General features: G+C 64.1%; 24 protein-coding genes. 9 read left to right on the forward strand and 15 right to left on the reverse strand.

Going from position 1 to position 23118, the window contains the following annotated elements; all coding sequences use genetic code 11:
• Nucleotides 1-50: 50 nt before the first annotated feature.
• The 3 genes from IWX64_RS11105 to IWX64_RS11115 all read right to left on the reverse strand — a co-directional run bounded on the left by IWX64_RS11105 (nucleotide 51) and on the right by IWX64_RS11115 (nucleotide 5429).
• On the reverse strand, nucleotides 51-947 hold the full coding sequence (locus IWX64_RS11105; protein WP_196867188.1) for an alpha/beta fold hydrolase: 897 nt from the start codon (nucleotides 945-947) through the stop codon (nucleotides 51-53).
• Nucleotides 948-1075: 128 nt separating this feature from the next.
• A complete protein-coding gene (locus IWX64_RS11110) occupies nucleotides 1076-3289 on the reverse strand; it encodes a catalase (protein WP_196867189.1) in 2214 nt (737 codons plus the stop codon).
• 94 nt (nucleotides 3290-3383) lie between these two features.
• Entirely contained in the window at nucleotides 3384-5429 is a 2046-nt protein-coding gene (locus tag IWX64_RS11115; protein ID WP_196867190.1) for a putative bifunctional diguanylate cyclase/phosphodiesterase, read from the reverse strand.
• Between the two features lie 353 nt (nucleotides 5430-5782).
• Between IWX64_RS11115 and IWX64_RS11120 the strand changes: the two genes are divergently transcribed.
• Nucleotides 5783-6631, forward strand: a complete 849-nt coding sequence (locus IWX64_RS11120; RefSeq protein WP_196867191.1) for a hypothetical protein — start codon at nucleotides 5783-5785, stop codon at nucleotides 6629-6631.
• A 102-nt stretch (nucleotides 6632-6733) separates the two neighbouring features.
• On the forward strand, nucleotides 6734-7417 hold the full coding sequence (locus IWX64_RS11125; protein ID WP_334683256.1) for an aspartate/glutamate racemase family protein: 684 nt from the start codon (nucleotides 6734-6736) through the stop codon (nucleotides 7415-7417).
• Between the two features lie 259 nt (nucleotides 7418-7676).
• Here the strand turns inward: IWX64_RS11125 and IWX64_RS11130 are convergent, their stop codons facing one another.
• On the reverse strand, nucleotides 7677-8000 hold the full coding sequence (locus tag IWX64_RS11130; RefSeq protein ID WP_196867192.1) for a hypothetical protein: 324 nt from the start codon (nucleotides 7998-8000) through the stop codon (nucleotides 7677-7679).
• Nucleotides 8001-8326: 326 nt separating this feature from the next.
• Between IWX64_RS11130 and IWX64_RS11135 the strand changes: the two genes are divergently transcribed.
• The gene (locus IWX64_RS11135; protein ID WP_196867193.1) at nucleotides 8327-8695 is read left to right on the forward strand and encodes a hypothetical protein; all 369 of its coding nucleotides are present in this window, start codon (nucleotides 8327-8329) and stop codon (nucleotides 8693-8695) included.
• Nucleotides 8696-8735: 40 nt separating this feature from the next.
• Here IWX64_RS11135 and IWX64_RS11140 read toward each other — a convergent pair whose 3' ends face one another.
• Nucleotides 8736-9095, reverse strand: a complete 360-nt coding sequence (locus IWX64_RS11140; RefSeq protein WP_196867194.1) for a hypothetical protein — start codon at nucleotides 9093-9095, stop codon at nucleotides 8736-8738.
• A 99-nt stretch (nucleotides 9096-9194) separates the two neighbouring features.
• On the opposite strand from IWX64_RS11140, the gene IWX64_RS11145 reads away from it, so the two are divergent.
• Entirely contained in the window at nucleotides 9195-9872 is a 678-nt protein-coding gene (locus tag IWX64_RS11145) for an NADPH-dependent F420 reductase (RefSeq protein ID WP_196867195.1), read from the forward strand.
• A 54-nt stretch (nucleotides 9873-9926) separates the two neighbouring features.
• Here the strand turns inward: IWX64_RS11145 and manD are convergent, their stop codons facing one another.
• The 8 genes from manD to IWX64_RS11185 form a co-directional block, all read right to left on the reverse strand.
• Nucleotides 9927-11156 (reverse strand): D-mannonate dehydratase ManD, encoded by a 1230-nt coding sequence (gene manD, locus IWX64_RS11150; RefSeq protein ID WP_196867196.1) that lies wholly within the window; start codon nucleotides 11154-11156, stop codon nucleotides 9927-9929.
• A gap of 42 nt (nucleotides 11157-11198) precedes the next feature.
• On the reverse strand, nucleotides 11199-12170 hold the full coding sequence (locus IWX64_RS11155) for a sugar kinase (RefSeq protein WP_196867197.1): 972 nt from the start codon (nucleotides 12168-12170) through the stop codon (nucleotides 11199-11201).
• A complete protein-coding gene (locus IWX64_RS11160; RefSeq protein WP_196867198.1) occupies nucleotides 12167-12799 on the reverse strand; it encodes a bifunctional 4-hydroxy-2-oxoglutarate aldolase/2-dehydro-3-deoxy-phosphogluconate aldolase in 633 nt (210 codons plus the stop codon). Before IWX64_RS11160 ends, IWX64_RS11155 begins: the two co-directional genes overlap by 4 nt.
• A 33-nt stretch (nucleotides 12800-12832) precedes the next feature.
• Complete coding sequence (gene dgoD / locus IWX64_RS11165) at nucleotides 12833-13978, reverse strand: galactonate dehydratase (RefSeq protein ID WP_196867199.1); 1146 nt, start codon at nucleotides 13976-13978, stop codon at nucleotides 12833-12835.
• Nucleotides 13968-14492: a gluconokinase gene (locus IWX64_RS11170; RefSeq protein ID WP_196867200.1), complete on the reverse strand. Its 525-nt coding sequence runs from the start codon at nucleotides 14490-14492 to the stop codon at nucleotides 13968-13970. Before IWX64_RS11170 ends, dgoD begins: the two co-directional genes overlap by 11 nt.
• Nucleotides 14493-14495: 3 nt before the next feature.
• Nucleotides 14496-15383 carry a carbohydrate ABC transporter permease gene (locus IWX64_RS11175; protein WP_196867201.1) on the reverse strand — a complete coding sequence of 296 codons (888 nt, stop codon included), beginning with the start codon at nucleotides 15381-15383 and terminating at the stop codon, nucleotides 14496-14498.
• A gap of 3 nt (nucleotides 15384-15386) precedes the next feature.
• Nucleotides 15387-16334 carry a carbohydrate ABC transporter permease gene (locus tag IWX64_RS11180; RefSeq protein ID WP_196867202.1) on the reverse strand — a complete coding sequence of 316 codons (948 nt, stop codon included), beginning with the start codon at nucleotides 16332-16334 and terminating at the stop codon, nucleotides 15387-15389.
• A gap of 176 nt (nucleotides 16335-16510) precedes the next feature.
• Nucleotides 16511-17800: an ABC transporter substrate-binding protein gene (locus IWX64_RS11185; RefSeq protein WP_334683257.1), complete on the reverse strand. Its 1290-nt coding sequence runs from the start codon at nucleotides 17798-17800 to the stop codon at nucleotides 16511-16513.
• Nucleotides 17801-17956: 156 nt separating this feature from the next.
• Between IWX64_RS11185 and IWX64_RS11190 the strand changes: the two genes are divergently transcribed.
• The 4 genes from IWX64_RS11190 to IWX64_RS11205 all read left to right on the forward strand — a co-directional run bounded on the left by IWX64_RS11190 (nucleotide 17957) and on the right by IWX64_RS11205 (nucleotide 20486).
• Nucleotides 17957-18712 carry a FadR/GntR family transcriptional regulator gene (locus IWX64_RS11190; RefSeq protein WP_245345734.1) on the forward strand — a complete coding sequence of 252 codons (756 nt, stop codon included), beginning with the start codon at nucleotides 17957-17959 and terminating at the stop codon, nucleotides 18710-18712.
• 82 nt (nucleotides 18713-18794) lie between these two features.
• Nucleotides 18795-19034, forward strand: a complete 240-nt coding sequence (locus tag IWX64_RS11195; protein ID WP_196867203.1) for a hypothetical protein — start codon at nucleotides 18795-18797, stop codon at nucleotides 19032-19034.
• Nucleotides 19035-19040: 6 nt separating this feature from the next.
• Complete coding sequence (locus tag IWX64_RS11200; protein WP_196867204.1) at nucleotides 19041-19892, forward strand: fumarylacetoacetate hydrolase family protein; 852 nt, start codon at nucleotides 19041-19043, stop codon at nucleotides 19890-19892.
• Nucleotides 19893-19976: 84 nt separating this feature from the next.
• Complete coding sequence (locus tag IWX64_RS11205; RefSeq protein ID WP_196867205.1) at nucleotides 19977-20486, forward strand: universal stress protein; 510 nt, start codon at nucleotides 19977-19979, stop codon at nucleotides 20484-20486.
• 37 nt (nucleotides 20487-20523) lie between these two features.
• On the opposite strand, the gene IWX64_RS11210 is transcribed toward IWX64_RS11205, so the two are convergent.
• Together IWX64_RS11210 and IWX64_RS11215 are read right to left on the reverse strand one after the other, a co-directional pair.
• Nucleotides 20524-21342, reverse strand: coding sequence for an HAD-IA family hydrolase (locus IWX64_RS11210; RefSeq protein WP_334683258.1), 819 nt, complete (start codon nucleotides 21340-21342; stop codon nucleotides 20524-20526).
• A 118-nt stretch (nucleotides 21343-21460) separates the two neighbouring features.
• A complete protein-coding gene (locus IWX64_RS11215) occupies nucleotides 21461-22465 on the reverse strand; it encodes a threonine ammonia-lyase (protein WP_196867206.1) in 1005 nt (334 codons plus the stop codon).
• Between the two features lie 113 nt (nucleotides 22466-22578).
• Here IWX64_RS11215 and IWX64_RS11220 point away from each other — a divergent pair, with 113 nt between their 5' ends.
• On the forward strand, nucleotides 22579-23058 hold the full coding sequence (locus IWX64_RS11220; RefSeq protein ID WP_196867207.1) for an excalibur calcium-binding domain-containing protein: 480 nt from the start codon (nucleotides 22579-22581) through the stop codon (nucleotides 23056-23058).
• Nucleotides 23059-23118: the final 60 nt, after the last annotated feature.

A 23118-nucleotide genomic window follows, 5' to 3' on the forward strand; every position in this document is an offset into this window, starting at 1 on the left:
GTGGGCCGCCGGAGCGTTCGGCGCGCGTCATTCCCCTCAGAGCATGCCGCTCAGAGAAAGGCGAGGACCTCCTGCAGGACGGCCTCGGGCGCCTCCTCGGGCAGGTAGTGTCCGGCATCGAGCGCGCGGCCGGTGGCAGTGGGGGCCACCGCCCGCCAGAGGGCCAGCGGGTCGAACTGCTTGCCGACGACTCCGTGCTCGCCCCACAGGACCCGCAGCGGGGTGTCGATCAGGAGACCGTGGTTCCGGTCGTGGCGGTCGTGCTCCAGGTCGATGGTCGACGACGCCCGGTAGTCCTCACACATGGCGTGCACCGCACCGGGCCTGGACAGGGCGCCAACATACCGGTCCAGGACCTCTGCCGGGAACGGGGCGAGCCCGGCGTACCGGCTGCCCATCAGATTCTCGATGTAGGCCCTCGGGTTGGCTTCGATCAGCGACTCGGGCAACGGCTCCGGCTGGATCAGGAAGAACCAGTGGAAGTAGGCCTCGGCGAACGCCCGGTCTGTGGATTCATACATGTCAAGGGTCGGGGCGATGTCCAAAAGGATCGCGGCGGTCACCCGGTCCGGGTAATCGGCGACCAGCCGGTGGGCCACGCGGGCGCCCCGGTCGTGGGCGCAGACCGCGAACTGTTCGAAGCCGCGCTCAGCACCGAAGTGTTGCATCAGCAGCGCCTGATCTCGGGCCATGGTGCGCTTGCTGTAGGTGAGGTGCTGCGGGTCGCTGGCCGGCAGACCCGACGAGCCATAACCCCGCAGGTCCGGCATCACCACCGTGTACTTTTCCGCGAGCCGGTCGGCGATCTTGTGCCACATCAGGTGGGACTCCGGGTGCCCATGCAGCAACAGGAGAGCCGGCTTCGGATCGGCGGTCGGACGGGAGATCCGGCCTGCGATCTCGACGCCGTCAATCGTCGTCGCGAATTCCGTAAAAGCCTCAAACATTCAGCACTTCCTGTTCTGGTGGCAGCCTGAACCCACAGTAGTTGTACTTCACGTCTCCGCCGCGGTTGGGCGTTAAACGACGACTGACCGCCGGACCGTTCTCCTGCGGTCAGTCGTCGTTGATCTATTTACTGCGCGGGTGCCGGAAAACGGTCCCAGACGCGGTGCTTGGCCAGCAGTTCACCTAGAGCGGTGAGCACAGGTGTGGCGTCACCGGTCACCACGCCCGGCGCATCGATGCTGATGGCACTGGCCTGCAGCACTGCTGCCACGTCGCCTACGCCACCGATGGCCTTGGAGTGCCTGAACGCCTCGGAAAGAAGCAGGGCAACCCGTGGGTCAATGGTGCCCCCCGGGGATCCTGCCTTCGCGTCCCGGCTGTTGGCGGCGTCGTCGCCCGGTGTCGCAGCGCCGGCGACGATCAGTGCGTCGAACTCGGTGGAGCGGGCGGTGAGGTAGGTCCGCTGGACCACCATGCCGCCGTCGAGCTTCCCGCCGGTGGGAGCGATGAGCAGCGGAACCATCCCGGCGTCGTGAATACCGCTGGTCAAGGTGGCAACGGCCGTGAGGTCGCTGTTGGCGTCGGCGATGATGCCGATGATCCGGCCGTCGACCGGCCAGGTGCCGCCGATCTGCGAGACGGTGGGGCTTGGCTCGTGATCCTCGACCTGCACGGTTGGTGCTGGAGCTGTGAGACCGAGACCCAGGGCTACCTCGGCAGCGAGACGCTCGTCGATGTTGGCCAGATGCTGGAGCTGGCGAACCCGCAGGGTCTCTTCGTAGACCTTGCCCAGTTCGAAGGTGTAGGAGGAGATGACGTGGTCCTGCTCCAGCGGGGTCAGGGACTTGAAGAACATCCGCACCTGGCTGAAGTGGTCCTCGAACGTGGCGGGGCTTTCCCTCACCTTCTGCGACGCGGGCAGTTCCTCAGGCACCTCAATGTAGGCGCTCATGTCCTCGCCCGCGAGGAATGGGCATCCGCCGTCGAGCGAGTTGGGCCGGTAGGGCGCCACTCCGCCGTGGACCGCTGTCTGGTGCATTCCGTCCCGGAGCATGTCATTGACCGGTGCGTGGGGTCGGTTGATCGGCAGCTGGGCGAAGTTCGGCCCTCCGAGACGACTGATCTGGGTATCGATGTAGGAGAACAGCCGGCCCTGCAGCAGGGGGTCGTTCGTGACGTCGATGCCCGGTACCAGGTGCCCCGGGTGGAAGGCGATCTGCTCTGTCTCAGCGAAGTAGTTGGTCGGATTTGCGTTCAGGGTCATCGTGCCGATGATCTGGACGGGAGCCAACTCTTCTGGGACAAACTTGGTGGGGTCCAGCAGGTCGATGCCTTCGAACATTTCGTCTTCGGTATCAGGGAACGTCTGGATGCCCAGGTCCCACTGCGGGAAGGCGCCGGCCTCAATCGAGTCGGCGAGGTCGCGGCGGTGGAAGTCGGGGTCCATGCCGTTGATGATCTGGGCTTCTTCCCAGACCAGCGAATGCACGCCCTGCTTGGGCTTCCAGTGGATCTTCACCAGCGTGGTCTCGCCCGCCTTGTTCTGGAGCCGGAAGGTGTGGACGCCGAAGCCTTCCATCGTCCGGTACGACCGCGGGATTCCTCGATCGGACATGTTCCACATGGTGTGCGCCTGCGCTTCGCTATGCAGGGAGACGAAATCCCAGAACGTGTCGTGGGCACTCTGCGCCTGGGGGATCTCGCGGTCCGGGTGCGGTTTGCCTGCGTGGATCACGTCGGGGAACTTGATGGAGTCCTGGATGAAAAACACCGGGATGTTGTTTCCCACGAGGTCGTAGGTGCCCTCGTCGGTGTAGAACTTGGTGGCGAAGCCGCGGGTATCGCGCACCGCGTCAGCTGAGCCTCGCGAGCCCAACACTGTGGAGAATCGCACGAAGACTGGCGTCTCGACGTCTTTGGCGAGGAAGCCAGCCTTCGTGACGCCTGCTGCGGCACCATTGGCCACAAAGGTTCCATGAGCACCAGCGCCGCGGGCGTGGACGACACGCTCCGGGATGCGCTCGTGGTCGAAATGGGTAATCTTTTCGCGCAGGTGGTGGTCCTGCAGGAGCACCGGACCGCGGGGGCCCGCCTTAAGTGAGTGATCGGTGTCAGCGACCCGCGTGCCCTGGGCGGTGGTGAGGAAGCGCCCGCTCTGCGAGTTGACCGTTTTTGCTGCTCCGGTGGGGGTGCCGGTGGGCGACACCGTCTCGGGTGCGCCCTGATCTGGTTTGGGCGGCAGTGGCTCGCGAGGTTCCACCGGCTCCGTCAGGCTGGGAGGCTCCACCGAAGGTGCCCCGGGGATAGGCGGGGTGGTGCTCGGTGAATTCTCATCAGTCATTGATCGCTCCAAACGCTCGGATGGGGCAGTGTTCCTGCTCCACCTTCCCAGCCTACACTTAATACTAAGCAGGCTTTGTAGTTTGGCGAGATGGTTAGACCGGGGTGAAGGTTCCCGGGATGTCGGCGACCTTCCTGCGGATCTGATACACCAACCAGTCGACCAGCAGCCGACCCGCCGCAGGATGGTTCGCATCCGTGTCGTGCTGCTGGGCGTGCCAGCGCATCACGTCCTCGTTGGCGGGACTGTTGTTGAGCAGCCAGGTGAGTGGGCACTCTTCCAGCGCTCTGGGGTGTGGTGCACCCAACCGCGCGAACTGCCAGTGGTAGGCCAACCCGCCGAGGTAGGTGCGCGGAGCCGCCGGATGAATGTCCAGCGTGAATCCTTCCGCCCACTGCGCCGCCTCGGCGGCGGGGATGGGGCGGGAGAAGTAGTATCCCTGCCCCAGGGGCGAGCCGAGGACGACGGCGGCCTCAGTTATCCCCAAATCCTCCAGTCCTTCGATGGCCACATTCATTCCGAAATCCCGGCCCATCTGGATGAGCGAGGCAATCATGCTCAGTGTTTCCACCGGCTTCCTCCGGATTTCGGACAGCAGTTCGCGGTCCAGTTTGATCGCGCTGAACGGGAGCGCGGAGAGCCGTTTGAGGCTGCTGTAGCCGGCCCCCAGGTCATCCATGGCCAGCCCGACGCCGAGCGCCACCAGCTGGTCCAGAGCATCCCGCTGCACCTCCCACTCGAGGGTCTGGGATTCGAGCAGTTCAAGACCCAGCCTGTCCGCGGACACCCCATGACGCTGCAGCGAGCTGCGCACCAGGTCCAGGCACTCGGGGTTCAGCAGGGTACTGGGAGGAAGGTTCACCGAGATATTCGCGTGGAGGCCGTCCCTATCCCAGGCGGCAACCCATCCCACCGCCATATCAATCATCTGCGCAAACAGGTCATCAAGCTCAACGTCCGACAAATAGGGGAGGAATTCGCCAGGAGCCACCAGGCGCCCATCAGGCATCCGCAGCCGGGCCAGCGCCTCAAACAAATGGACAGACCCATCCCGCAGGTCGATGACGGGCTGCATGTGCGCTTCCAAGCCACCCGACCGCAGTTCCTTCCGGTAGGCCTCGATGACATCGGCGTCGGGACGCGGCCCCGCACCCGCGACCCCGGCGTGCAGGTACGTCAGGTTGGATCCAGCCTCGGCGAGTGGCTCAATCGCTGCAAGCGTCCACCACCGCGCACGGTTCGTTTTCGTCTTCTTCGATTGATAGAGCGCATCATCGGCGCTGCGCAGCAGGGACGCCATGTCACAGCCATCCCGGGGAAACAGCGCCAGCCCCATGCTCATACCCACCCTGACACTCCTGCCCGAGGCAAGGAACGGCCGCTCCAACGCAGTGTGGAGCAGGTCGAGGATGTTGGCGAGCACAGCCGGCGCGGAAGCCCGGTCAATATCCTGCACCACCAGGACGAATTCGTCACCGCCCATCCGGCCGAGGAAGTCGCCGTCGCGCAGGTTGGCCTGCATCCGCACTCCCCATTCCTTGAGCAGCTGGTCACCGGCCTCATGGCCAAAGGCGTTGTTGACCGCACGAAAGTCGTCGAGGTCGATCATGCCAACCGCCGCCGTGACTTCGGAATGATCCCCGACGGTGAAGATTTCCGACAGCCGCTCCGCGAGCGCCACCCGGTTGGGCAGTCCGGTCACGGGATCGTGCAACGCCTGGAACCGGAGCTGTTCGTGCAGTGCCATTCGGGTGTTGATGTCGCGCTGGACGCTGACGAAATGGGTCACCTTTCCCGCAACGTTGCGCAGCGGGGTGATGCTGAGATCGTTCCAGAAGGCCGACCCGTCCTTGCGGTAGTTGAGAATCTCGCCCCGGAAAGGCTCCCCTGCAGCCACCGCAGCCCGCATGGCCCTCTTGGTCTCGGGATCGGATCCGGGCCCCTGCAGCATGCTGCAGTTCCGACCCATCACATCCTCCGGCCGATGTCCGGTAATGGCGGTGAACGAGTCGGAGACATGGAGGATTCGCTGGTGCGCGTCGGTGATCAGGGATACTTCCGACATGGCAGCGTGTGCCTGCGCGAACAGCGAATCAGGCAGGCCCTCCCCCTTGAACCGAGATCCCCATTTCAGCGCCATTCAGATCATTCCCCTGAGAACTACCGCACACCAGCATGGCGCGCCTGTGACCGTTGATGATTGTTGCCGCAGTGCGGGCAGCTCGTCTCCCCAGACTGACTTCCTTACACGAATGCTAACCCCAATTGTGACCGACGCCTCACCCATCGGGGCGACACAACAAAAAAGGCGGACGACGACGCTTGATCATTGGCCCGTGCCTGCAACCGGCGTAGGGTGTCTTCACACCCAGCGCACCCCTGCCGAATCGCCGGAACTTTTAGCGGAAGGAACTCCCATGACCATCCCGGAGCCACCGGCACCCAGGCAGCCGGACCGACCCTTTGGGTAAGGCCACGCCCTCGGACAGCGCCATGCTGGCCGAGACCGCCTCGCACCTCTACGGACTACCCCTGGAGGCGTTCACCGCCGAACGTAACGCCCGCGCCAAGGACATCGCCGACAAGGAAGTGGCCGGCCAGGTCAGGAAGCTGCCCAAACCGTCAATGGCGGGCTGGCTCATAAACATGCTCACCCTGCACCGCCGCCCCGCCGTCGACGAAGCCTTGGCCCTGGGCGTTGAGTTGCGCGCCGCGCAGGAGCACCTCGATCAGGCCCGAATGAAGGAGCTTGGCCAGCAGCGGCGGCGCCTGCTGGCCACGCTGGGACAGGACAGTCTGGATCTTGCCAAGGAGTTGGGTCACGGTGTCAGCGCCTCGGTTGCCGCCGAGCTGGAACAGACGTTCCGCGCCGCGATGACCGACCCGGACGCGGCTGCTGCGGTCGCTACCGGCCGGTTGCTGCGTGCCCTCACCGCCAGCGGCTGGGATGCCGTCGATCTTGCCGGCGCCGTGGGCGGACCCTTTGATCGACCCACCAGCAGCCCCACATCCGGCTCTCAGAAGTCCGGGGACGACGGCGGCGCAGAGGTCGAGGGCGCCCGCAACGACCTGGAAGACGCCGAACGGACGCTCGCAGATGCCGACGACGACGCCGAGGACGCGGGGCGGCGGATCACCAAACTACAGGACCGCCGTCGGGGTCTCTCCTCCGAGATTGAGGAGTTACAGCGTCGCCTGACCGATCTGTCGACCGACCTGAGATCACTGGACGGGCAGATCGACGACGCCGAACGTGTCCAGTCCGGCGCGGTGCGCGCCGCCCGCGATGCGCAACGGACAGTGGACCAGGCCAAACGTCAGCTGGAGCGGCTCCTCCGCTGACTCGGGCTCTCCCCGCTTCCAATGCTTACCCTCCGGAAACGCCCCGTTAATCCGGCGGTGTCGCCATGGTGTTTGACTAACCGGCCATTCAACGAGGGATCAATGACACGTATCGGCCTCATTAGGGTTCTCACCTCCTCCAATCCACGACTGCTGAATCTCCATGGGCACGCGGTTCGGGAGGCTTTCGGCGTCGATGTGTTGTCCCGCGCCGTGCAGGAACAGCCGGAAGGCGTCCACGATCGCCGGACTCACGACGCTGCCGCGCCGAAGGTTCTGGCCATCGCGGCGGAACTGGCGCACCAGGTGGACGGCATCATGATCAGCTGCTCCTCCGATCCAGGACTGGACGAGGTCCGCGGTCTTGTGGACCTGCCGGAAGTCGGGGCCGGTTCGGCTGGAGCGGCCGCCGCGCTGGCGCTGGGATCCCGGGTGGGAGTGCTGGCCCTGGGCTCAGCCCCACCACGCGCGGTGTCGCAAGTTCTGGGCAGCCACCAGTATTCGGTCCGCTCGCCCGACGGCGTCCGACACACCCAGGATCTGCTCACGCCGTCCGGGGTGTACGAAACCTACCGTGCGGCGGAACGGCTGGTCGACGACGGCGCGGATGTGATCCTGCAGGCCTGCACCGGTCTCACCAGCATGGGCGTGGCCCTCGAGCTACGCCGCCGCTACGGGCTACCCGTCGTTGATGCAGTGCTCGCCGCCGGGTCCGCCCTCACCCTTCAGCTGGCGGCGCTCGGTGCCCAGAGATCGTCGGAGCAGCTCACCGCCGCCACCAGGTAGGCACGTCAAAGCAGTAGCGCAGCTTTCACTGCCAGCGGATCTCTGGAGTTTGGGCTACTGCCCGCTGGGCCGGGTGCGGCGGCTGAGTTTCGTGAGGGAATCCCATCTCCGTGCCGCAAGCCTCTGCAGGTCGCTCGTCGAACTCGAGGGGGCGGGTTTCCGCGACGTCCGCCGACTCGGCCAGCCGACCCTTTTCCGTTCAACTGAGCGATCCGTCCCCGTGTCGCCATCTGGCCGCGCGCCCGGGTCGTCACTCATTTCATGATGCTTGCTCATCCTGCTCAGCCCCCTCCTCGATACCTCGCGCCCAGTCAGCTGGACAGCCCTTCTCTCTCTCCTGCAACTCCTCTAGAAGTAGGAGGTAGTCTTCCTGCGCCCCAAATTCGGGAAAGTCATGGTTCATCTCGTTGAACACAGCATCGCAAAGTGCTGTCAGGTCGACCATTGGCAGGTCGGAAAGGTCCTCTGGAAGCCGCGACAATGGTGCTTCGAAATCGGACGGCAGGATCGGATAGTTGACTTCCCAATCCGCAGGGGTCAGCAGGCTAGGATCCGCCACTTCTGTCATCTCTTGATGTTTCATGAACCGCTCCACAAAATCACGCTGCTCTCGTGGCCCACTGCTAAACGCTGCTCCGATCATAAGGCCAAACGCATGTTTGGTAAACAGTTGTAAGAAACGTGGGTGCTCGCCGGCTTCGCTGGCCTCATCGAAAGATAGTAAGTATGCTTGGTGGTTGAACTAAGCGATATAACGCATCTGCACCCCCATGATCATCCTGTTTTAACTCTCGCCGGGTAGTGAGGATGTCCGACCGCGTACCGAGCCGCCCAATTCGGGTAGCGACCACTCGTTACAACGTGGACTGGAGGTTCTACCCTGAAGACCTCCGGGAAGAATAGGACACCATGATCGACTACGCCATCGACGCGCTCCCCCTCCATTCGCCAGAGGCATTGGTTAGTTTGGGGCGCGAACTCGAGAACCCCGTGGCCTGTCATGCGTTCATTCAGATCTCCATCGGCATGTGGGACCAGCGGTATTACCGGCTCACTCATGCCGTCGCTGACCGCGACGAAGCACAGCTGATGGACGTCATCCTCAGCATCGAAAGCTCCTGCAAAATGCTCGGACTCCAGCAACTTGCCGCGTTGGCCACCCTGATGAAGACCCGCCTCGAGAACCACGACCTTGACGGCGTGCAAAATCTTCTCGAACCCCTTGAGCGCTGCGGACAGTTGAGCATGCGTGCGCTTCAGGAAGCCTACCCAGCCTAGGCACCCGCCGACTCAGGTGTAACCGGTCAGGTCCCGCTATTCAGCGCCCAGCACCGGCGGACCCCGAGCGGCTTGCCCGCCACCGCGCAACCTCGGCGTCGACGTCGCGAGTCCGGGTAATCACTGGCGGTCCACCCAGCAACTGACGACGTGCGTTGATCACCCTTCGGTTGAACTCCTCGAGGATTTCGCGGACCGCAGCCTCAGTCCGCTCAGCCTTTAGCCGACCGTCCAGTTCAGCGTCGTCCTTCCGCAGGAGGAACGGCTCCGGGGCTAGACCCGTCAAACGCTCCCGAACGATCAGTTCCTTGACCCACCAGTCGGGGTCAACACTCTGTGCGGCCCGGTAGCCCCTGGCTCGCTGCACCCGACGGGCGGCGTCATTCATCTTGTCGTTCATCTCCGCCTCCCGTGCAGTGTCCGCTTGCACACCCAGTATCCAAAGATCCCGCATCGGCGGCAACAGGAATACCGGGGGCTGCCGATTGTTGTACCGGGCATGAGTGAACAGCTAAAGACAATAGGTTTCATTGGCAGCGGCCACATCGGCTCTCAGTTGGCACGGCTGGCGGCGGGGCACGGTTACCACGTGGTGGTGAGCAACTCGCGTGGACCGGAGACCCTGCAGGATCTGGTCGCTGAACTTGAGTCATCGGCTGGCAACGGCACGGCCCGAGCGGGAACGCCAGCCGAAGCAGCCGCGGCGGGCGACGTCGTCGTCGTGACCATCCCGCTGAAGAATATCGCGTCGGTGCCCGCCGAGCCGCTGACGGGGAAGATTGTCATCGACACGAACAATTACTATCCAGAACGTGACGGGCAGATTCCGGTCCTCGACAACGAGGCCAGCACCACCGCCGAATTGCTGCAGGACCTCCTGCCCACTTCACACGTGGTGAAGGCGTTCAACAACATCTACACGGCGCACCTGACCTCGAAGGGCACCCCCGAGGGGACACCGGGGCGGCGGGCGCTGCCCATCGCCGGGGACTCCGCTGCGGCCAAGGAGACGGTTGCCTCCCTCATGTCGCAGTTCGGGTTTGACACCGTCGACGCTGGCGCACTGGCTGAGGGATGGCGTTTCCAGCGGGATACGCCCGCCTACGGTCCCACGTTCGACGTCGACCAGCTGCGGGAGGCGCTGTCGCAGGCGAAGCGTTACGCGGAAATGGACTAGGCAGCGCGGCTCAGGTAGGAAAGTGGCATCGCAAAGGATCCCCGCCGTCAAGTCCTACCAGTCGTGAATGGTTCCGTCCTTCAACCGGTTGAACGGTAGGTAGGCAGGGTTGTAGGGATGCGCGGAGGCGGCCTCGAGATTCAGGTCGACGCCGAGTCCTGGCTTCTCCCCTGGGTGCAGGTAGCCGTCCTCGAAGCTGAAGGACTGCTGGAACACCTCGTTGGTGAGATCCCCGTGGCGCATGTACTCCTGGATACCGAAGTTGTGGATAGCCAGGTCCAGGTGCAGAGCGGCGGCCATCCCTACCGGTGAGATGTCGGTGGGCCCGTGGATACCTGATTTGATCTGGTACTGGGATGCATAGTCGAGGATTTTCTTCATTGCGCTGATTCCCCCAGTGTGGGTAACGGCGGAGCGGACATAGTCGATCAGCTGTTCCCGGATCAGGGTCTGGTAATCGAACACCGTGTTGAAGACCTCGCCAATCGCAAGTGGCGTGGTGGTGTGCTGGCGGACCAACCGTAGCGCATCCTGGTTTTCCGCTGGCGTGCAATCCTCGAGCCAGAACAGGTCGTACGGTTCCAGGGATTTCCCCAGCCGCGCAGCCTCGATTGGCGTCATCCGATGGTGACCGTCGTGCAGCAGCGGCAATTCCGGTCCAAACTCGCTGCGGACCGCCTCAAACACTGTCGGAATGTGTCGGAGGTAGGCGCGGGTGTCCCAGTCCTCCTCGGCGGGGAGCGCTGCGCGCTGCGCCGGCTCGTAGTCGTATCGGGTGCCGCCAGCACTCGGCTGGGCAGCCACCCCGTAGACAGCGTCGATACCGGGAACCGCCGTCTGGATCCGGATGGCCTTGTAGCCCAGGTCAAGGTGCTCCCGGACCGAGTCGAGAATCTCGGGGATGTCCCGCCCGCTTGCATGGCCGTAGGCGCGGATGCCATTTCGGGACGCGCCCCCCAGCAATTGGTAGAGCGGCATCCCGGCTGCCTTCGCCTTGATATCCCAGAGCGCAACATCGACCGCTGCGATCGCCGCCATGGTCACTGGTCCGCGGCGCCAGTACGCTCCCCGGTAGAGAAACTGCCAGGTATCCTCGATCCGGTGCGCGTCCCGCCCGATCAGCAGGGGTACTACGTGGTGCTCCAGGTATGCAGCAGCGGCAAGCTCCCGCCCGTTCAGGGTGGCATCACCAAGCCCGGTCAGGCCATCCTCGGTGGTGATCTGGAGAGTGACGAAGTTCCGGTCCGGACTGGACACGATCACTTCTGCGCTCTTGATTTTCACATAGTCTCCTTGATACGAACTCGTGATTGATGAAACGACTGGTTAGCGGATGGTGCTTCCCGCGGATTGCCCGGCAAGGGGAAGCTCGCTGCGGTAGGGCAGGTTCTCCCAGTCCCCGGAGCCGGCGACGGCGAAGGCCCCGAGTGCAACCCCTCGCAGCAGTCGGCCAGCGGTGGGCTCCCCGTCGAGCAGGGCAGACAGGTATCCGGCGGTGAACGCGTCACCGGCACCCACCGTGTCGACGACCGGCACCGGCAGGGCGCTTTGATGGACCGCTGCCTCCCGCACGGTGAAGGCCGAGGCGCCCGCTGCGCCGCGTTTGATGATGACGTCGGTGACGCCGCGCCGGTGCAGACTGGCCACTGCGCCGGCTTCCGAGTCGCTGGACGCCACGAGGGCGAGTTCGTCCTCGGAGGCGATGACGAGATCGGCCAGATCTGCCAGCGGACCCAGGACGGCAGCAGCTGCAGATACGGTCCACAGCTTGGCGCGATAGTTCACGTCGAAGCTGACCAGGATGCCCCGGCGGTTCGCCTCGCCAGCTGCCCACAGCGTCGCCGCTGCGGCACTGCTGGACAAGGCGGGGGTGATCCCCGTGAGGTGGAGAATCCGTGGCTGGCAGTCCAGTGCCGTCTTCAGGTCGTCGATACAGAGGGCCGAGCCCGCAGAGCCTGCCCGGTAGTAGGCGGCCCGGGACACATCGGCAATTCGCTTCTCCAGCAGCATCAGTCCGGTGGGTCGGCTGGGATCCGTGACGACGAGGTCGGTTATCACCGCCTCGGCGCGGAGGGTCCGCAACGCGAAGGCACCTACTTCGTCGTCGCCAAGCCGGCCGACCCAGCTCGCCAGATGGCCGAGTCGGGCGAGTCCGATTGCCACGTTGCTCTCCGCCCCGCCGAGGGACATGGTCATCGCTCCCCCGGCCCTCAGCAATCCTGCCGCGCGGAGCGAGGCCATGGTCTCACCGAAGGTCACCACCTCAACCTTCGAACCGGTTGGGGTCCCGTCACTCATTCGGCGACGGCTGCCGCGAGATCCAGGTACCGCCGCGCACGCTGCCGTAACGCGGCGAGGTCCCCGCCGGACGCCGAGTCCCCGATAAGAGGTGAACCCACTCCGACAGCGACTGCGCCGCGCGCCAGATAGTCGGCTGCGGCTGCCTCGTCCACCCCACCAACTGGCACAACCGGGATGCTCGGGAAGGGGTCGCGCAGCGCGGAGAGATACCGGGGTCCGCCGAGCGAAGCGGGAAAGAGTTTGATGCCGGTAGCGCCCTGATCCATCGCCGAGTACACCTCAGTGGGGGTCAGCGCTCCGGCAATGACGGGGAGGTGAAGCCGCACGGCGGCCGCCACCGATGCTGACACCGCTGGCGTGACAATGAACTGGCCCCCAGCAGCAGCAACCCGCTCGACGTCGTCAGCGGTCAGCACGGTGCCGGCTCCGACAGTCGCCCGCTCCCCCACCTCCTGGCGGATAGCGGCGATGACAGCGACGGCGTCCGGGGTGTTAAGGGACACCTCGAGAAAGCTGACCCCCTCGTCAGCCAAGGCCACGGCGGCACGGATGGAGGCGTCGCGGTCGGTACCGCGAATGATGGCCAGCAGGCGGTCTTCGGTGAGTCCGGCGAGGAAGTCAGACACAGGTTGTCCTTTCGTAGTACTGGAAGGTCGGCTCTACCACTCGGCGTAGGAACCGTCGGCGTGCCGCCACATGGGTGAGCGCCAGGCGTGGCCGCTTTTATCCACCCGGCGGACGGCGGCCTCGTCGATCTCGATCCCCAGCCCTGGACCAGTGAGGCGCTCCACATGACCGTCCACGAACCTGAGTGGAGTTTTGTCGAGGACGTAGTCGAGCACCTCGGCCCCCTGGTTGTAGTGGATGCCGATGCTCTGTTCCTGGATCAGGAAGTTGGTGGTGGCGAAGCCCACCTGCAGGCAGGCGGCGAGCGCCAACGGTCCGAGCGGGCAGTGGGGCGCTAGCTGGACATCGTAGATTTCCGCCAGTGTTGCAATCTTCCGGACCTCGGTGATCCCGCCGGCGTGTGAAAGGTCCGGCTGCGCGACGGAGATCCCGGCCTGGAGCACCGGCAGGAACTCCTGCCGGTTGTACAGCCGTTCCCCGGTGGCGATGGGAATGCTGGTGGAGCTGGCGAGTCCGCCGATCAGGTGCGAGTTCTCCGGCACCGTCGGCTCCTCGAGAAAGAACGGGTGCAACGGTTCGAGCAGCGGCGCCACCCGGCGGGTGTTGGCGAGAGTGAATCGGCCGTGAAAGTCGACGGCGACATCGCGGTGCGGGCCGAGGACCTCCCTGGCTGCGGCGACGCGCTCCACGACGGCATCGATTTCGGCGACGCTGCCTAGCGGGCTCATCCGGCCGCTGGCGTTCATCTTCACTGCGGTGAGCCCCACCTCAAGTTGGGCGGCAATGGAGTCGGCCACCTCGGCGGGCTCGTCGCCGCCAACCCAGCCGTACATCCGGATCCGGTCGCGGACGTGTCCGCCGAGCAACTGGTGCACCGGCACGCCGAGGGACTTTCCGGCGATGTCCCAGAGCGCCTGGTCCAGGCCGGCCACTGCGCTGGCAAGAATGGCGCCGCCGCGGTAGAAAGACCCTTTGGTCATGACCTGCCAGTGGTCCTCGATCCGCAGTGGGTCGGCGCCGATCAGCAGTTCAGAAAGTTGCTCGACGGCGGTGCGAACCGTCTCGGACCGCCCCTCAATTACCGGCTCACCCCACCCGACGATCCCGCTGTCTGTCTCCACCCTCACAAAGAGCCATCGCGGGGGAACGAGGAAGGTTTCGATCCTGCTAATGCGCATGAATATTGCTTTCGGTCAGGTACGCGACAACATTGTCAACCATTGCCTGCGGCGGGAGGGAAATGTCGATGGTCAGCCCACGTTCGTCGTCGCCCAGGGTCTGCAGGCTCTCGTACTGGGAGGCGAGCAGCGACGGCGGCATGTACTCGTGCTCGCGTGCCGAGATCCGCGCGGCCACCAGCTCCATGGTCCCGTGTGGGTGGACCACCACCAGCTCCGGCACATGGCCCCTCAGCAGGTCTCGATAGGCCAGCTTCAGGGCAGAGCAGGCGACGACGACGCCGGCCTGGCGGCCCTGCGCAAGCACGTTGCCCACGGTGTGCAGCCATGGCAGCCGGTTATCGTCGGTCAGCGGCGTGCCGGCCGACATGAGCGCCTTGTTGTCATCAGGGTGGAGATCGTCGCCGTCAATGAACCTGACACCTAGACGCTGCGCAAGCAGGGCCCCGACGGTGCTTTTGCCAGAGCCCTGCACCCCCATAACCACGATCGGAGGGGAGGTTGAGTATGCCATGACCTAGCCTTTGGTCGCGCCGGCGGTCAGGCCGGAAACTATGTACTTCTGAGTGAATAGGGCGATCACCATGATCGGGATGGTGACCACCACCGAGGCTGCCATCAGCCCTCCCCAGTCGATGCTGGCGTAGGCCACGAAGTTGAAGATGGCCACGGGCAGCGTCTTCGTCTCGGCGCCGGAAAGCACCAGGGCGAACATGAAGTTGTTCCACGAGAAGATAAACGCCAGGATTCCGGCGGTGGCTACACCTCCGACGGAGAGGGGCAGGGTGATCCGCAGGAACGCGCCGATATGGGTGAGTCCATCTACTCGGGCCGCCTCTTCCAGTTCCAGCGGCATCGAATCGTAGTAGGACATCATGATGTAAACGATCAGAGGCAGGGCCACGAACATGTGCGAGAGGATTAGCACCCCGTACCCGCCCACCAGCGACAGGTTGGAGAAAACGTAGTACCAGGGCACCAGCAGGCTGACTCCGGGGATGATGCGGGCCATCAGCACCACTACTGCCGAGCGACGCATAGCAAACCGGCTCATCGAGTAGGCGGCCGGGACCCCGATGATCAGGGACAGCGCGGTCGAAGCGAAGGCCACCCAGAAGCTGTTGAAGACGAACGAAAAGTAGTTGTTGCGGCCCAGCACCGTCTCGTAGTTGGCGGTGGTGGGGCTGAAGATCAGGGTTTTGCCGGCGTCGTAGATGTCCACGTTGGTCTTCAGCGACGCCAGGAACATCCAGACCAGTGGGGCAATGAAGGCCAGGACAACGAGCGTCAGAGCGACGATGCGGAAGATCTTGTAGCCCTGCCTGCGCAGTGGCTTCTTCCGCCGGGCGGGAATGCCGGCGGGCTTGGTACTGCCCTGGGTGAGGTTGGGAGCGATTGTGCTCATGTGCTACACGTCCTTCCGGCGCCGGGTCAGGACCCACATTGCCGCGATGATGATGAGGAAGAAGATGATCAGGACGGTTGAGGACAGCCCGTAGTCGTTGTAGTCGAAGCTGAGCCCGTAGGCGTAGATATTCAGCGTCTCCACCTCGTTGAAGGATCCGCCGCCGCGGCCCTTGGTGGCGTACAGCAGGTCGAAGGTCTTCAGCGCGTCGATGCTGCGCAGCAGGACCGCAACAATGATGGTCGGCATCAGCAGCGGGACGGTGACGTAGCGGAAGCGCTGCCAGGCGTTGGCGCCGTCGATCCGGGCCGCTTCGTCAGGTTCCTCGGATAGCGAGGTGAGTCCCGCGAGCAGGATAATGACCACCATCGGGGTCCACTGCCAGATGTCAATGAAGATCACCGTGGGCAATGCCGTCGACTGGCCGGACAGCCACGGCTGAGCCGGAATGCCCACGAAGGCCAGGACCTGGTTGGCGAAGCCGATGTTCGGGTCGAAGATCAGCCGCCACATCATGCCGACGGCAACGGGGGTGGCTACCAGGGGCAGGAGGATGGCTACCCGGACCCATTTCTCACCCTTGAAGGGTCGCCACAGCAGGAGGGCGATGCACATGCCGAGAATCATCTGGACGGCGAGCGCCACCGAGGTGAAGGCGAAGGTGCGCCCCACGGCAGGCCAGAAGCGGTCAGTGTCGGTGAGCACTTCGGCGTAGTTGGCGAATCCGATGAAGTCGGATTCCGCACGCACCGACCCGGAGGAATCGGTGAGGCTCAGATACATGGTCCAGCCGAGCGGGAAGATGATCAGGATGCCAACAAAGATCATTGCCGGTGCGGCGAACAACCATTTTCGGTGGTTGTTCGCCCAGTCGGAGTAGGTCTTGTAGCGGGTGTTCCCCGGCCTGCGATCCTTCGGCGGGTTTGTCCTCGGTGGGGAGGCGACAGTCATGGTCAACGTCCTTGTTGCAGGAGGTGCAGTGGTTGCATTCTTGGTGGGGTGGAGCGCGTGCGAGGGGATACTGAGCCCAGTTGTCGTCACGGGCCGGTGGTTGCGCCGCCCGGCGGAGTCTTAGTCCACCGGGCGGCGCCGCATCGCGGGGCGGCTAAAGGAGCCGCCGTCAAACGCTATTCGCGTTCGTCGTCCAGGAACGACTGGAAGGATTCGCTGGCCGCGTCAGCGGCGGCATCGACGTCGCCGCCGGTGATGCCGATGACAAGTGGGTCACCAACGATTTCCCGGGCTTCAGCCACATTGATCACGAGCGGGCGGTCGTAGCCCACGCCATTCTCGGCACTGGCTTCGATTGCTGCGGCGAGGTCCTCAGGGTAGGTCGAGGTGCCTTCAGGGTCGGCCCAAACCGAGGTGCGGGGACCGGGGACGCCTTCCTGCTGGATCTCAAGAACCATTTCCTTGCTGGTGGCCCATTCGAGGAACTTCCAGGCGTTGTCCTGGTTGTTCGACGCCTCGTTGATACCGAGACCCCACGAAGGAACGTTGTAGGGCTTGGAACCGGCGGGGCCGGCGGGCAATGGAGCGAAGCCCACGTTCTCGGCGACCTGGGAGTTGGCCGGGTCGGTGGCGTTCTGATACAGGCTGTCAGCCTCGGTGTAGAAGGCTGCACCGCCCTGCGTGAAGATGGCCATCGCCTCGGGCCAGCTCATGTCGGTGCTGACATTCTCCGGACCGTATTCGTTGATCATGCGGCCGTAATACGCGTAGGCTTCCTTCGCTTCAGGCGACGCGACGGCTGAGTTGCCCTCTTCGTCGATAAAGTCGCCGCCGAAGCTGTAGAGGAAGCTGGAGAACTGGGTGACTGCCGGTGACTTGCCGGTGCGGGCAACAAATCCTGCAACATCGGGGTTCTCTTCACTGATCTGCTGGGCAGCCGCTTCAAGTTCCTCGAGGGTCTCGGGGACCTCGAGGCCGGCAGCCTCGAGGAGGTCGGTGCGGTAGTAGAGCACCTCTCGTTCGGTAATGGTCGGAATTCCGACCACCTTGTCCTCGAATGTCGTCGAGTCCACGGGGCCGCTCTGGAAATCAGACCATTCCCACTCGGAGTTGGATTCGACGCGTTCGGTCAGGTCCGCCAGATAGCCGTTCTGGGCGAACAGCTTGCCCTCCTGCAGTGGGCGATACATCATGACGTCGATCTCATCGGTGCCAGCGTTGAGCTGAACGTTATACTGCGCCGAGAGCTGATCCTCGCCGAGTTGGGTGAGGTCAACCGTCAGGCCGGTCTCTTCCTCAAATTCGGGGATGGCCTCGATGATTTTCTCGGTCCATACGTGGTTGGCGAGGGTGACGCGCAGAGTGTCGGAAGCTTCGTCGCCGCCACCTCCGCCGCATGCTGCAAGGGTTCCTCCAAGCAATGCCGTGACCGCCAGTCCGGCTACCCGCATAGTTTTGCGCTGCACTGTTGCTCCAGTTCTCTTCGTTGAGGACACCCGTATTGACCGGGGCCAGGAGTAGATGATCGGTTTACATCTGCTATAAACCAAGATAGTAGTGACAAAGATCATACTTAAGCAACCTCACTGCCGAAATGGGATGCTCTTGGTACGCTTCATTCCATGCAGCCCACCGACCCGCTTCCCTCTCATGCCGTGTCATCCGGCGCTGTGTCATCCGGGTTGCACGCCTCGGTCATCGACCAGATGGGACTGGCAATCGGGGCAGGCGAGTGGGCGGCCGGATCAGTGATGCGAATCGAGGAACTGGAGGGCCGCTACGGCGTGTCCCGCTCCGTCATCCGCGAAGTGCTCCGGGTACTGGCGTCGATGGGCATGGTCGAGTCCCGACGCCGCGTGGGCGTGCAGGTGCTGCCCGCCACCGAATGGAACCTCTACGATCGCCAGGTCATCCGGTGGCGGCTGGCTTCGCCCGGTCGGGTAGCCCAGCTGCGGTCGCTCACGGAACTGCGCACAGCCATCGAGCCGCAGGCGGCCAAGCTAGCGGCAATGCGGGCACCCCTAGCCGACGCCAGCGAGCTGATGGGCTTGGCCGGGAAGTTATGGGCAGCCGGCCAGGACGGTGATACCGAGCTATTCCTTACCCTCGACATTCAGTTCCACCGCCTGGTCCTGTCGAGCTCCGGAAACGAAATGTTCGGCAAACTCAACTCCCTGGTCGCCGAGGTGCTCACCGGCCGGACCCACTACGGTCTGATGCCCGAACACCCGCACGAGGAAGCCCTGCAGCTGCACGTTGACGTCGCCAGCGCCATTCAGCGCGGCAACCCGGTGGACGCCCACCACTCGATGCTCGCCATTATGGAACGGGCGATGACCGAGATGAGCACCCTTTGGAATGAGGCGGCCCACAAGTAACCCGGTTGATTCAGGGCTGAGCTCCGCGCACGACCCTGTAGCCTTGAGCTACTAAACAGTCGACTTACTATCGGAGGCCGTAGTGAACATCAAAGACGTAACGTGGAATGACGAAGCTCGCGAGAAGATCCTGTCGGACGCGGACAAGGCACTGCAGGAGGCTGTCAAGGAAGCCGCTAACAACCACGCAGACAGTGAGAGGGACGAGATCTACAAGTTCCTGTTCGAAAAGCTGCAGCCTCAGTTCGTCGATTTCAAGCCGGGGCCAGACTTGGGTAAGTACGCAGATGCCATCGCCGCGGGTGAGCTGGCTCCCGAGTAACTATCGATGGAACTGATGCGGTGGGGTGAGTCTGGCCACGAAATCCCGGTGGTGCGCCAGGACGGCACGGTGTACGACTTGCGCGCCCTCACCGCCGATATCACCGGGCCCTTCCTGAGGGATGGCGGGATCGGGCGGGTCCGTGATGCGCTGACCGCCGGTGAGCTGCCGGAGCTCCCCGGGGCCGCGTCCCTTCGGGTGGGTGCACCCCTGGCGAACATCGGCGCCGTCGTCTGCGTCGGCCAGAACTATGCGGCGCATGCCGCCGAAACCGGCGATCTGCCACCGGCCGCTCCCATCATCTTCTTCAAGCACCCCAATACCGTGGTGGGACCGAACGACGACGTCGTCATCCCGCCGGGCGCGCAGAAGGTGGACTGGGAGGTGGAACTGGCGGTCGTGATCGGCCGACGTGCCTCCTACCTGGACCGCACCGAAGAGGCGCTGGCGTGCATCGCCGGGTTCACCATCAGCAACGACGTTTCCGAACGGGACTACCAGATTGGCCATTCCGGCGGTCAGTGGTCCAAGGGCAAGTGCGCTCCCACCTTCAATCCGATGGGACCCGCGCTGGTGCCAGCCGAAGAGGTCACTGACCCGCAGGCGCTTCGGCTGTATTCGAGCGTAAACCGCGACCCCCGGCAGGATTCCAGCACAGCAGACATGGTGTTCAGCGTCGCGGAGATCATCCGCGACCTGTCCCAGTACATGACCCTGGATCCGGGAGATGTGGTGAACACCGGCACCCCTGAGGGCGTCGCGCTCTCCGGCCGGTTCCCCTACCTAACCGCGGGCGACGTTGTCACGATAGGTATTGAAGGCCTCGGCGAGCAGGTCCAGCGCATTATCAACTCCTGAGTTTTCCGCCGAAACAGTCTCTCCAGGCGTAAAATCGGCGTTACAACGCACTTCTGGTTGCCGCGTTAGTCAAGGAGGACTGTGATGGAAAGAAACGCGGAGGATCCACATGTAGTCGTCGGCGTCGACGGTTCTGGACCTTCCATCCTCGCCCTGCGTCTGGCCGCGAAACTGGCTCCAGCGCTCGGATCCGAAATACACGCAATCGCGTGTTGGGATTATCCGAAAATGTACGAAGAATATCTTCTTCCGGATATGACCATCTTTGAAAAAGGTGCACGCAAACGCCTCGACGAGGCAATCCACGAAGCGTTTGGCGACGAGCCGCCTCCCGGCTTCACCAGCTCCACTGTCCGGGGCCACGCCCCAACCCGTCTGGTCGAGGCCGGAGCCAAAGCACAAATGCTGCTGGTCGGTCGACGCGGCCATGGAGGCCTGCGGGGCTTGCATCTGGGATCAGCGAGCAATGCCTGCGTAGCCCGTGCAGTGTGTCCGGTCGTGGTGGTGCATGAAGACGGACAGACGGAGCCTCACCACCGTTGGCGCGACCGCTACCGCGAGAACCGCCCCCTGGAGCCCTATGACCTGATCTGACAGCAACACGGGAAGCCGACCAGCCGTCGTCATGATGTCACCCAAGCGGTGACGCCGGGCCCGGCAGATCGAGGATCTGCCGGAAAGTCTGCAGAGTGACGGCCGACCCCAGCTCGATCCCGAATGGGTTGTCCAGCACTTTGGCGGGTTCGTCGTCTTCACCCGGATCGCCGAGGGAACTGACCACCAGCGAGGCGCCCGTGAGGTCCTCGCCCCGGGAGAAACCGCTGATGGTGACCACCGTGCGCAGTCCGGCGCCGACGGCGGCGCGGAGCCCGTTGGCGCTGTCCTCCACGACGATGGCCTCGCCGGGTTCGAGGCCCAGATCATCGAGGATCAGCAGGTAGATGTCCGGCGCGGGTTTCTTGGCCAGCACCATGTCGCTGGCGAAGATGCTGAACATGGCAGCAAGTCCCACCCCTACCGCGTGGGTGAGTACTGCCCGCACCTCGGGTTCGAGCGCGGTGTACGCGACCGCGAGGCCCCACCCGGCGAGGTGTGCTTCCTGCACCACCCGGAAGATGCCGGGCCGGGCCGGCATGACCCCTTTGTCCACCAGTTCCGTGTAGATTGCCGTCTTGCGTTTGTGCCAGGCCAGGATCGCCTCGTCCTTGGCGTCCTCGCTGGTCAATCCCAGCTGCTGGCTCAGCTCGTCGGTAAGAATGCTGCGCATCCGTTCTTTCCCGCCGCCGATCAGCACCTTCTGCGCGTACTCGTCGACGGTCCACTGGACGGGCACGCCAAATTCTTCAAAGGTCTGGTTGAAGGCGGGAAGGTGACCGAACTGTTCGGTATCGGCGATCACGCCGTCGCAGTCGAAGATCAGCGTGGGCACGATCTGTGGTGTGTCGGCCACGGCAACCCCCTTGTTGGCTGGTCTCCATGGTAGGCGAACCCAGACCGTCCGGATAGGAGGGACTGCCCTCCCCTCATTTACCGCAGCGCTTGCAAGAGCCCGGTACCCCCAGGTTTGACTAGCCGGTGAGCACCCGCGCCATCAGGGCCGGGTCCACCGAACCTCCCGACACAATTGCCGCAACCTTGGCACCGCGCGGCGCGAGATCGTGCATCCAGGCTGCGGTGGCAACGGCGCCGGATGGCTCGGCGACCAGCCGGCCCTCCACAGCAATGTGACGGACCGCGGCGAGGATCTGCTCTTCGGACACGGTGACGACGTCGTCGACGTAGCGCCTGATGTGCTCCCACGGGTGGACCCCGACAGCTGGCGTGCGCAGCCCGTCGGCGACCGTGCGGTAGGTGAGGGCGGTGTCCCAGGTGACGCGGCGCTGCTCGCGCAGGCTTTCGGCGGCGTCGGCTGCCAGTTCCGGTTCGACGCCGATCACCTGCACCTCCGGGCGCAGCGCCTTGATGGCGGTGGAGATTCCGGAGATCAGCCCGCCACCCGAAATGGGGACCAGGACGACGTCGACGTCGGGCAGTTGCTCAATCAGCTCGAGGCCTACGGTGCCCTGGCCGGCAATAATCCGCAGGTCGTCGTACGGGGGAACCTCGACGTATCCGTGCTCGGCGGCGAGTTCAAGCGTGTGGCTATCCCGTTTGGACGCGGGGACCAGGACCACTTCGGCGCCCAGCGCCCGGACGGCGGCAACCTTGGTGGGTGGGGCGGCGTCGGGCATCACTATCACCGCGCGCAGGTCGAGGCGCTTTGCCAGCCACGCGACCGCGCGGGCATGGTTGCCCGAGGACTGGGCGATGATCCCGCGTTCGCGGGACTCGTCGAGGACCTGCGAGATGGTGTTGTAGGCGCCGCGGAGCTTGAACGCGCCGGTGGGTTGCAGGGATTCAGCTTTCAGGTGCAGCACGTCTGACGGCCGGTCCGGGTGGGGCAACGCAACTATCGGGGTGCGCAACACCAGGTCCTGGATGCGGTGGGCGGCTGCTCGGATGTCAGCCAGGGTGACCAACTGGGCGTCGGTGCTGGAGGAAGGCTGATCCGTGGTGGCGTACGCGTTGTCCATAGGTGGATCTTACGTGGTGGTGTGGGCTCGGGAAGGGAGCCGGGACTCTCCGGCTATGCTTGGCGGGCTGTCCACAGACAAGTGGTCGGCGTCACAACACATTTGGGGGAAACATGAAAAAGCGAACAGCAGGACTGGCAGTTGCGGTGGCCGTTGGGTTCACCGCGTTGTCGGCTACACCAGCCCTTGCAGTAGCTCTTCCGTTCGAAACTTGCGATGCTGCAGCAGCAGTAGGGGTCTACAACATTCCGGCTGACACTCCCGGTTACCAACTCAAGTTGGATGCGGATAAGGATGGCTTCGGGTGCGACGCGCAGGGCAATCCTCCCTACGAAGCCTCCATCGTGGCAGACATCGTCGTGCAGAACACTCCTCCGGTTCCGGTAGAGGAGGTAGTCGAGGCGCCAGTCGTTCAGGTTCCGGCGGCCCCGGTGCCTGCGCAGGTTTATGAAATGCCAGTAGGCGGCGTCGACACCGGCGTGGCACAACAGGCAGGCACGGATATGGGCGCCATCGCACTGGGTGGCGGTCTGATCCTGACGGCTGCTCTCGGCGGGGCGTACCTGGTTCGCCGTGCGGCAACCCAGTCATAGGATTCGTTGCTGGCTAGCACCCTCTTCGGAGAGTGTCGCGGTCGGTGTAGCTGCTTCGGC

The sequence above is a fragment of the Arthrobacter sp. CAN_A212 genome (assembly GCF_015752345.1).
GTDB lineage: Bacteria > Actinomycetota > Actinomycetes > Actinomycetales > Micrococcaceae > Arthrobacter_D.

What these genes read in the sequence shown, in the direction of transcription:
- IWX64_RS11175 (WP_196867201.1), bottom strand. Translation starts at nt 15,383, where the DNA reads ATGAGCACAATCGCTCCCAACCTCACCCAGGGCAGTACCAAGCCCGCC.
- IWX64_RS11205 (WP_196867205.1), top strand. Translation starts at nt 19,977, where the DNA reads ATGGAAAGAAACGCGGAGGATCCACATGTAGTCGTCGGCGTCGACGGT.
- IWX64_RS11215 (WP_196867206.1), bottom strand. Translation starts at nt 22,465, where the DNA reads ATGGACAACGCGTACGCCACCACGGATCAGCCTTCCTCCAGCACCGAC.
- IWX64_RS11220 (WP_196867207.1), top strand. Translation starts at nt 22,579, where the DNA reads ATGAAAAAGCGAACAGCAGGACTGGCAGTTGCGGTGGCCGTTGGGTTC.
- IWX64_RS11170 (WP_196867200.1), bottom strand. Translation starts at nt 14,492, where the DNA reads ATGGCATACTCAACCTCCCCTCCGATCGTGGTTATGGGGGTGCAGGGC.
- IWX64_RS11140 (WP_196867194.1), bottom strand. Translation starts at nt 9,095, where the DNA reads ATGAACGACAAGATGAATGACGCCGCCCGTCGGGTGCAGCGAGCCAGG.
- IWX64_RS11105 (WP_196867188.1), bottom strand. Translation starts at nt 947, where the DNA reads ATGTTTGAGGCTTTTACGGAATTCGCGACGACGATTGACGGCGTCGAG.
- IWX64_RS11200 (WP_196867204.1), top strand. Translation starts at nt 19,041, where the DNA reads ATGGAACTGATGCGGTGGGGTGAGTCTGGCCACGAAATCCCGGTGGTG.
- IWX64_RS11120 (WP_196867191.1), top strand. Translation starts at nt 5,783, where the DNA reads ATGCTGGCCGAGACCGCCTCGCACCTCTACGGACTACCCCTGGAGGCG.
- IWX64_RS11180 (WP_196867202.1), bottom strand. Translation starts at nt 16,334, where the DNA reads ATGACTGTCGCCTCCCCACCGAGGACAAACCCGCCGAAGGATCGCAGG.
- dgoD (WP_196867199.1), bottom strand. Translation starts at nt 13,978, where the DNA reads ATGCGCATTAGCAGGATCGAAACCTTCCTCGTTCCCCCGCGATGGCTC.
- IWX64_RS11130 (WP_196867192.1), bottom strand. Translation starts at nt 8,000, where the DNA reads ATGAAACATCAAGAGATGACAGAAGTGGCGGATCCTAGCCTGCTGACC.
- IWX64_RS11190 (WP_245345734.1), top strand. Translation starts at nt 17,957, where the DNA reads ATGCAGCCCACCGACCCGCTTCCCTCTCATGCCGTGTCATCCGGCGCT.
- IWX64_RS11135 (WP_196867193.1), top strand. Translation starts at nt 8,327, where the DNA reads ATGATCGACTACGCCATCGACGCGCTCCCCCTCCATTCGCCAGAGGCA.
- IWX64_RS11115 (WP_196867190.1), bottom strand. Translation starts at nt 5,429, where the DNA reads ATGGCGCTGAAATGGGGATCTCGGTTCAAGGGGGAGGGCCTGCCTGAT.
- IWX64_RS11155 (WP_196867197.1), bottom strand. Translation starts at nt 12,170, where the DNA reads ATGAGTGACGGGACCCCAACCGGTTCGAAGGTTGAGGTGGTGACCTTC.
- IWX64_RS11110 (WP_196867189.1), bottom strand. Translation starts at nt 3,289, where the DNA reads ATGACTGATGAGAATTCACCGAGCACCACCCCGCCTATCCCCGGGGCA.
- IWX64_RS11125 (WP_334683256.1), top strand. Translation starts at nt 6,734, where the DNA reads ATGACACGTATCGGCCTCATTAGGGTTCTCACCTCCTCCAATCCACGA.
- IWX64_RS11145 (WP_196867195.1), top strand. Translation starts at nt 9,195, where the DNA reads ATGAGTGAACAGCTAAAGACAATAGGTTTCATTGGCAGCGGCCACATC.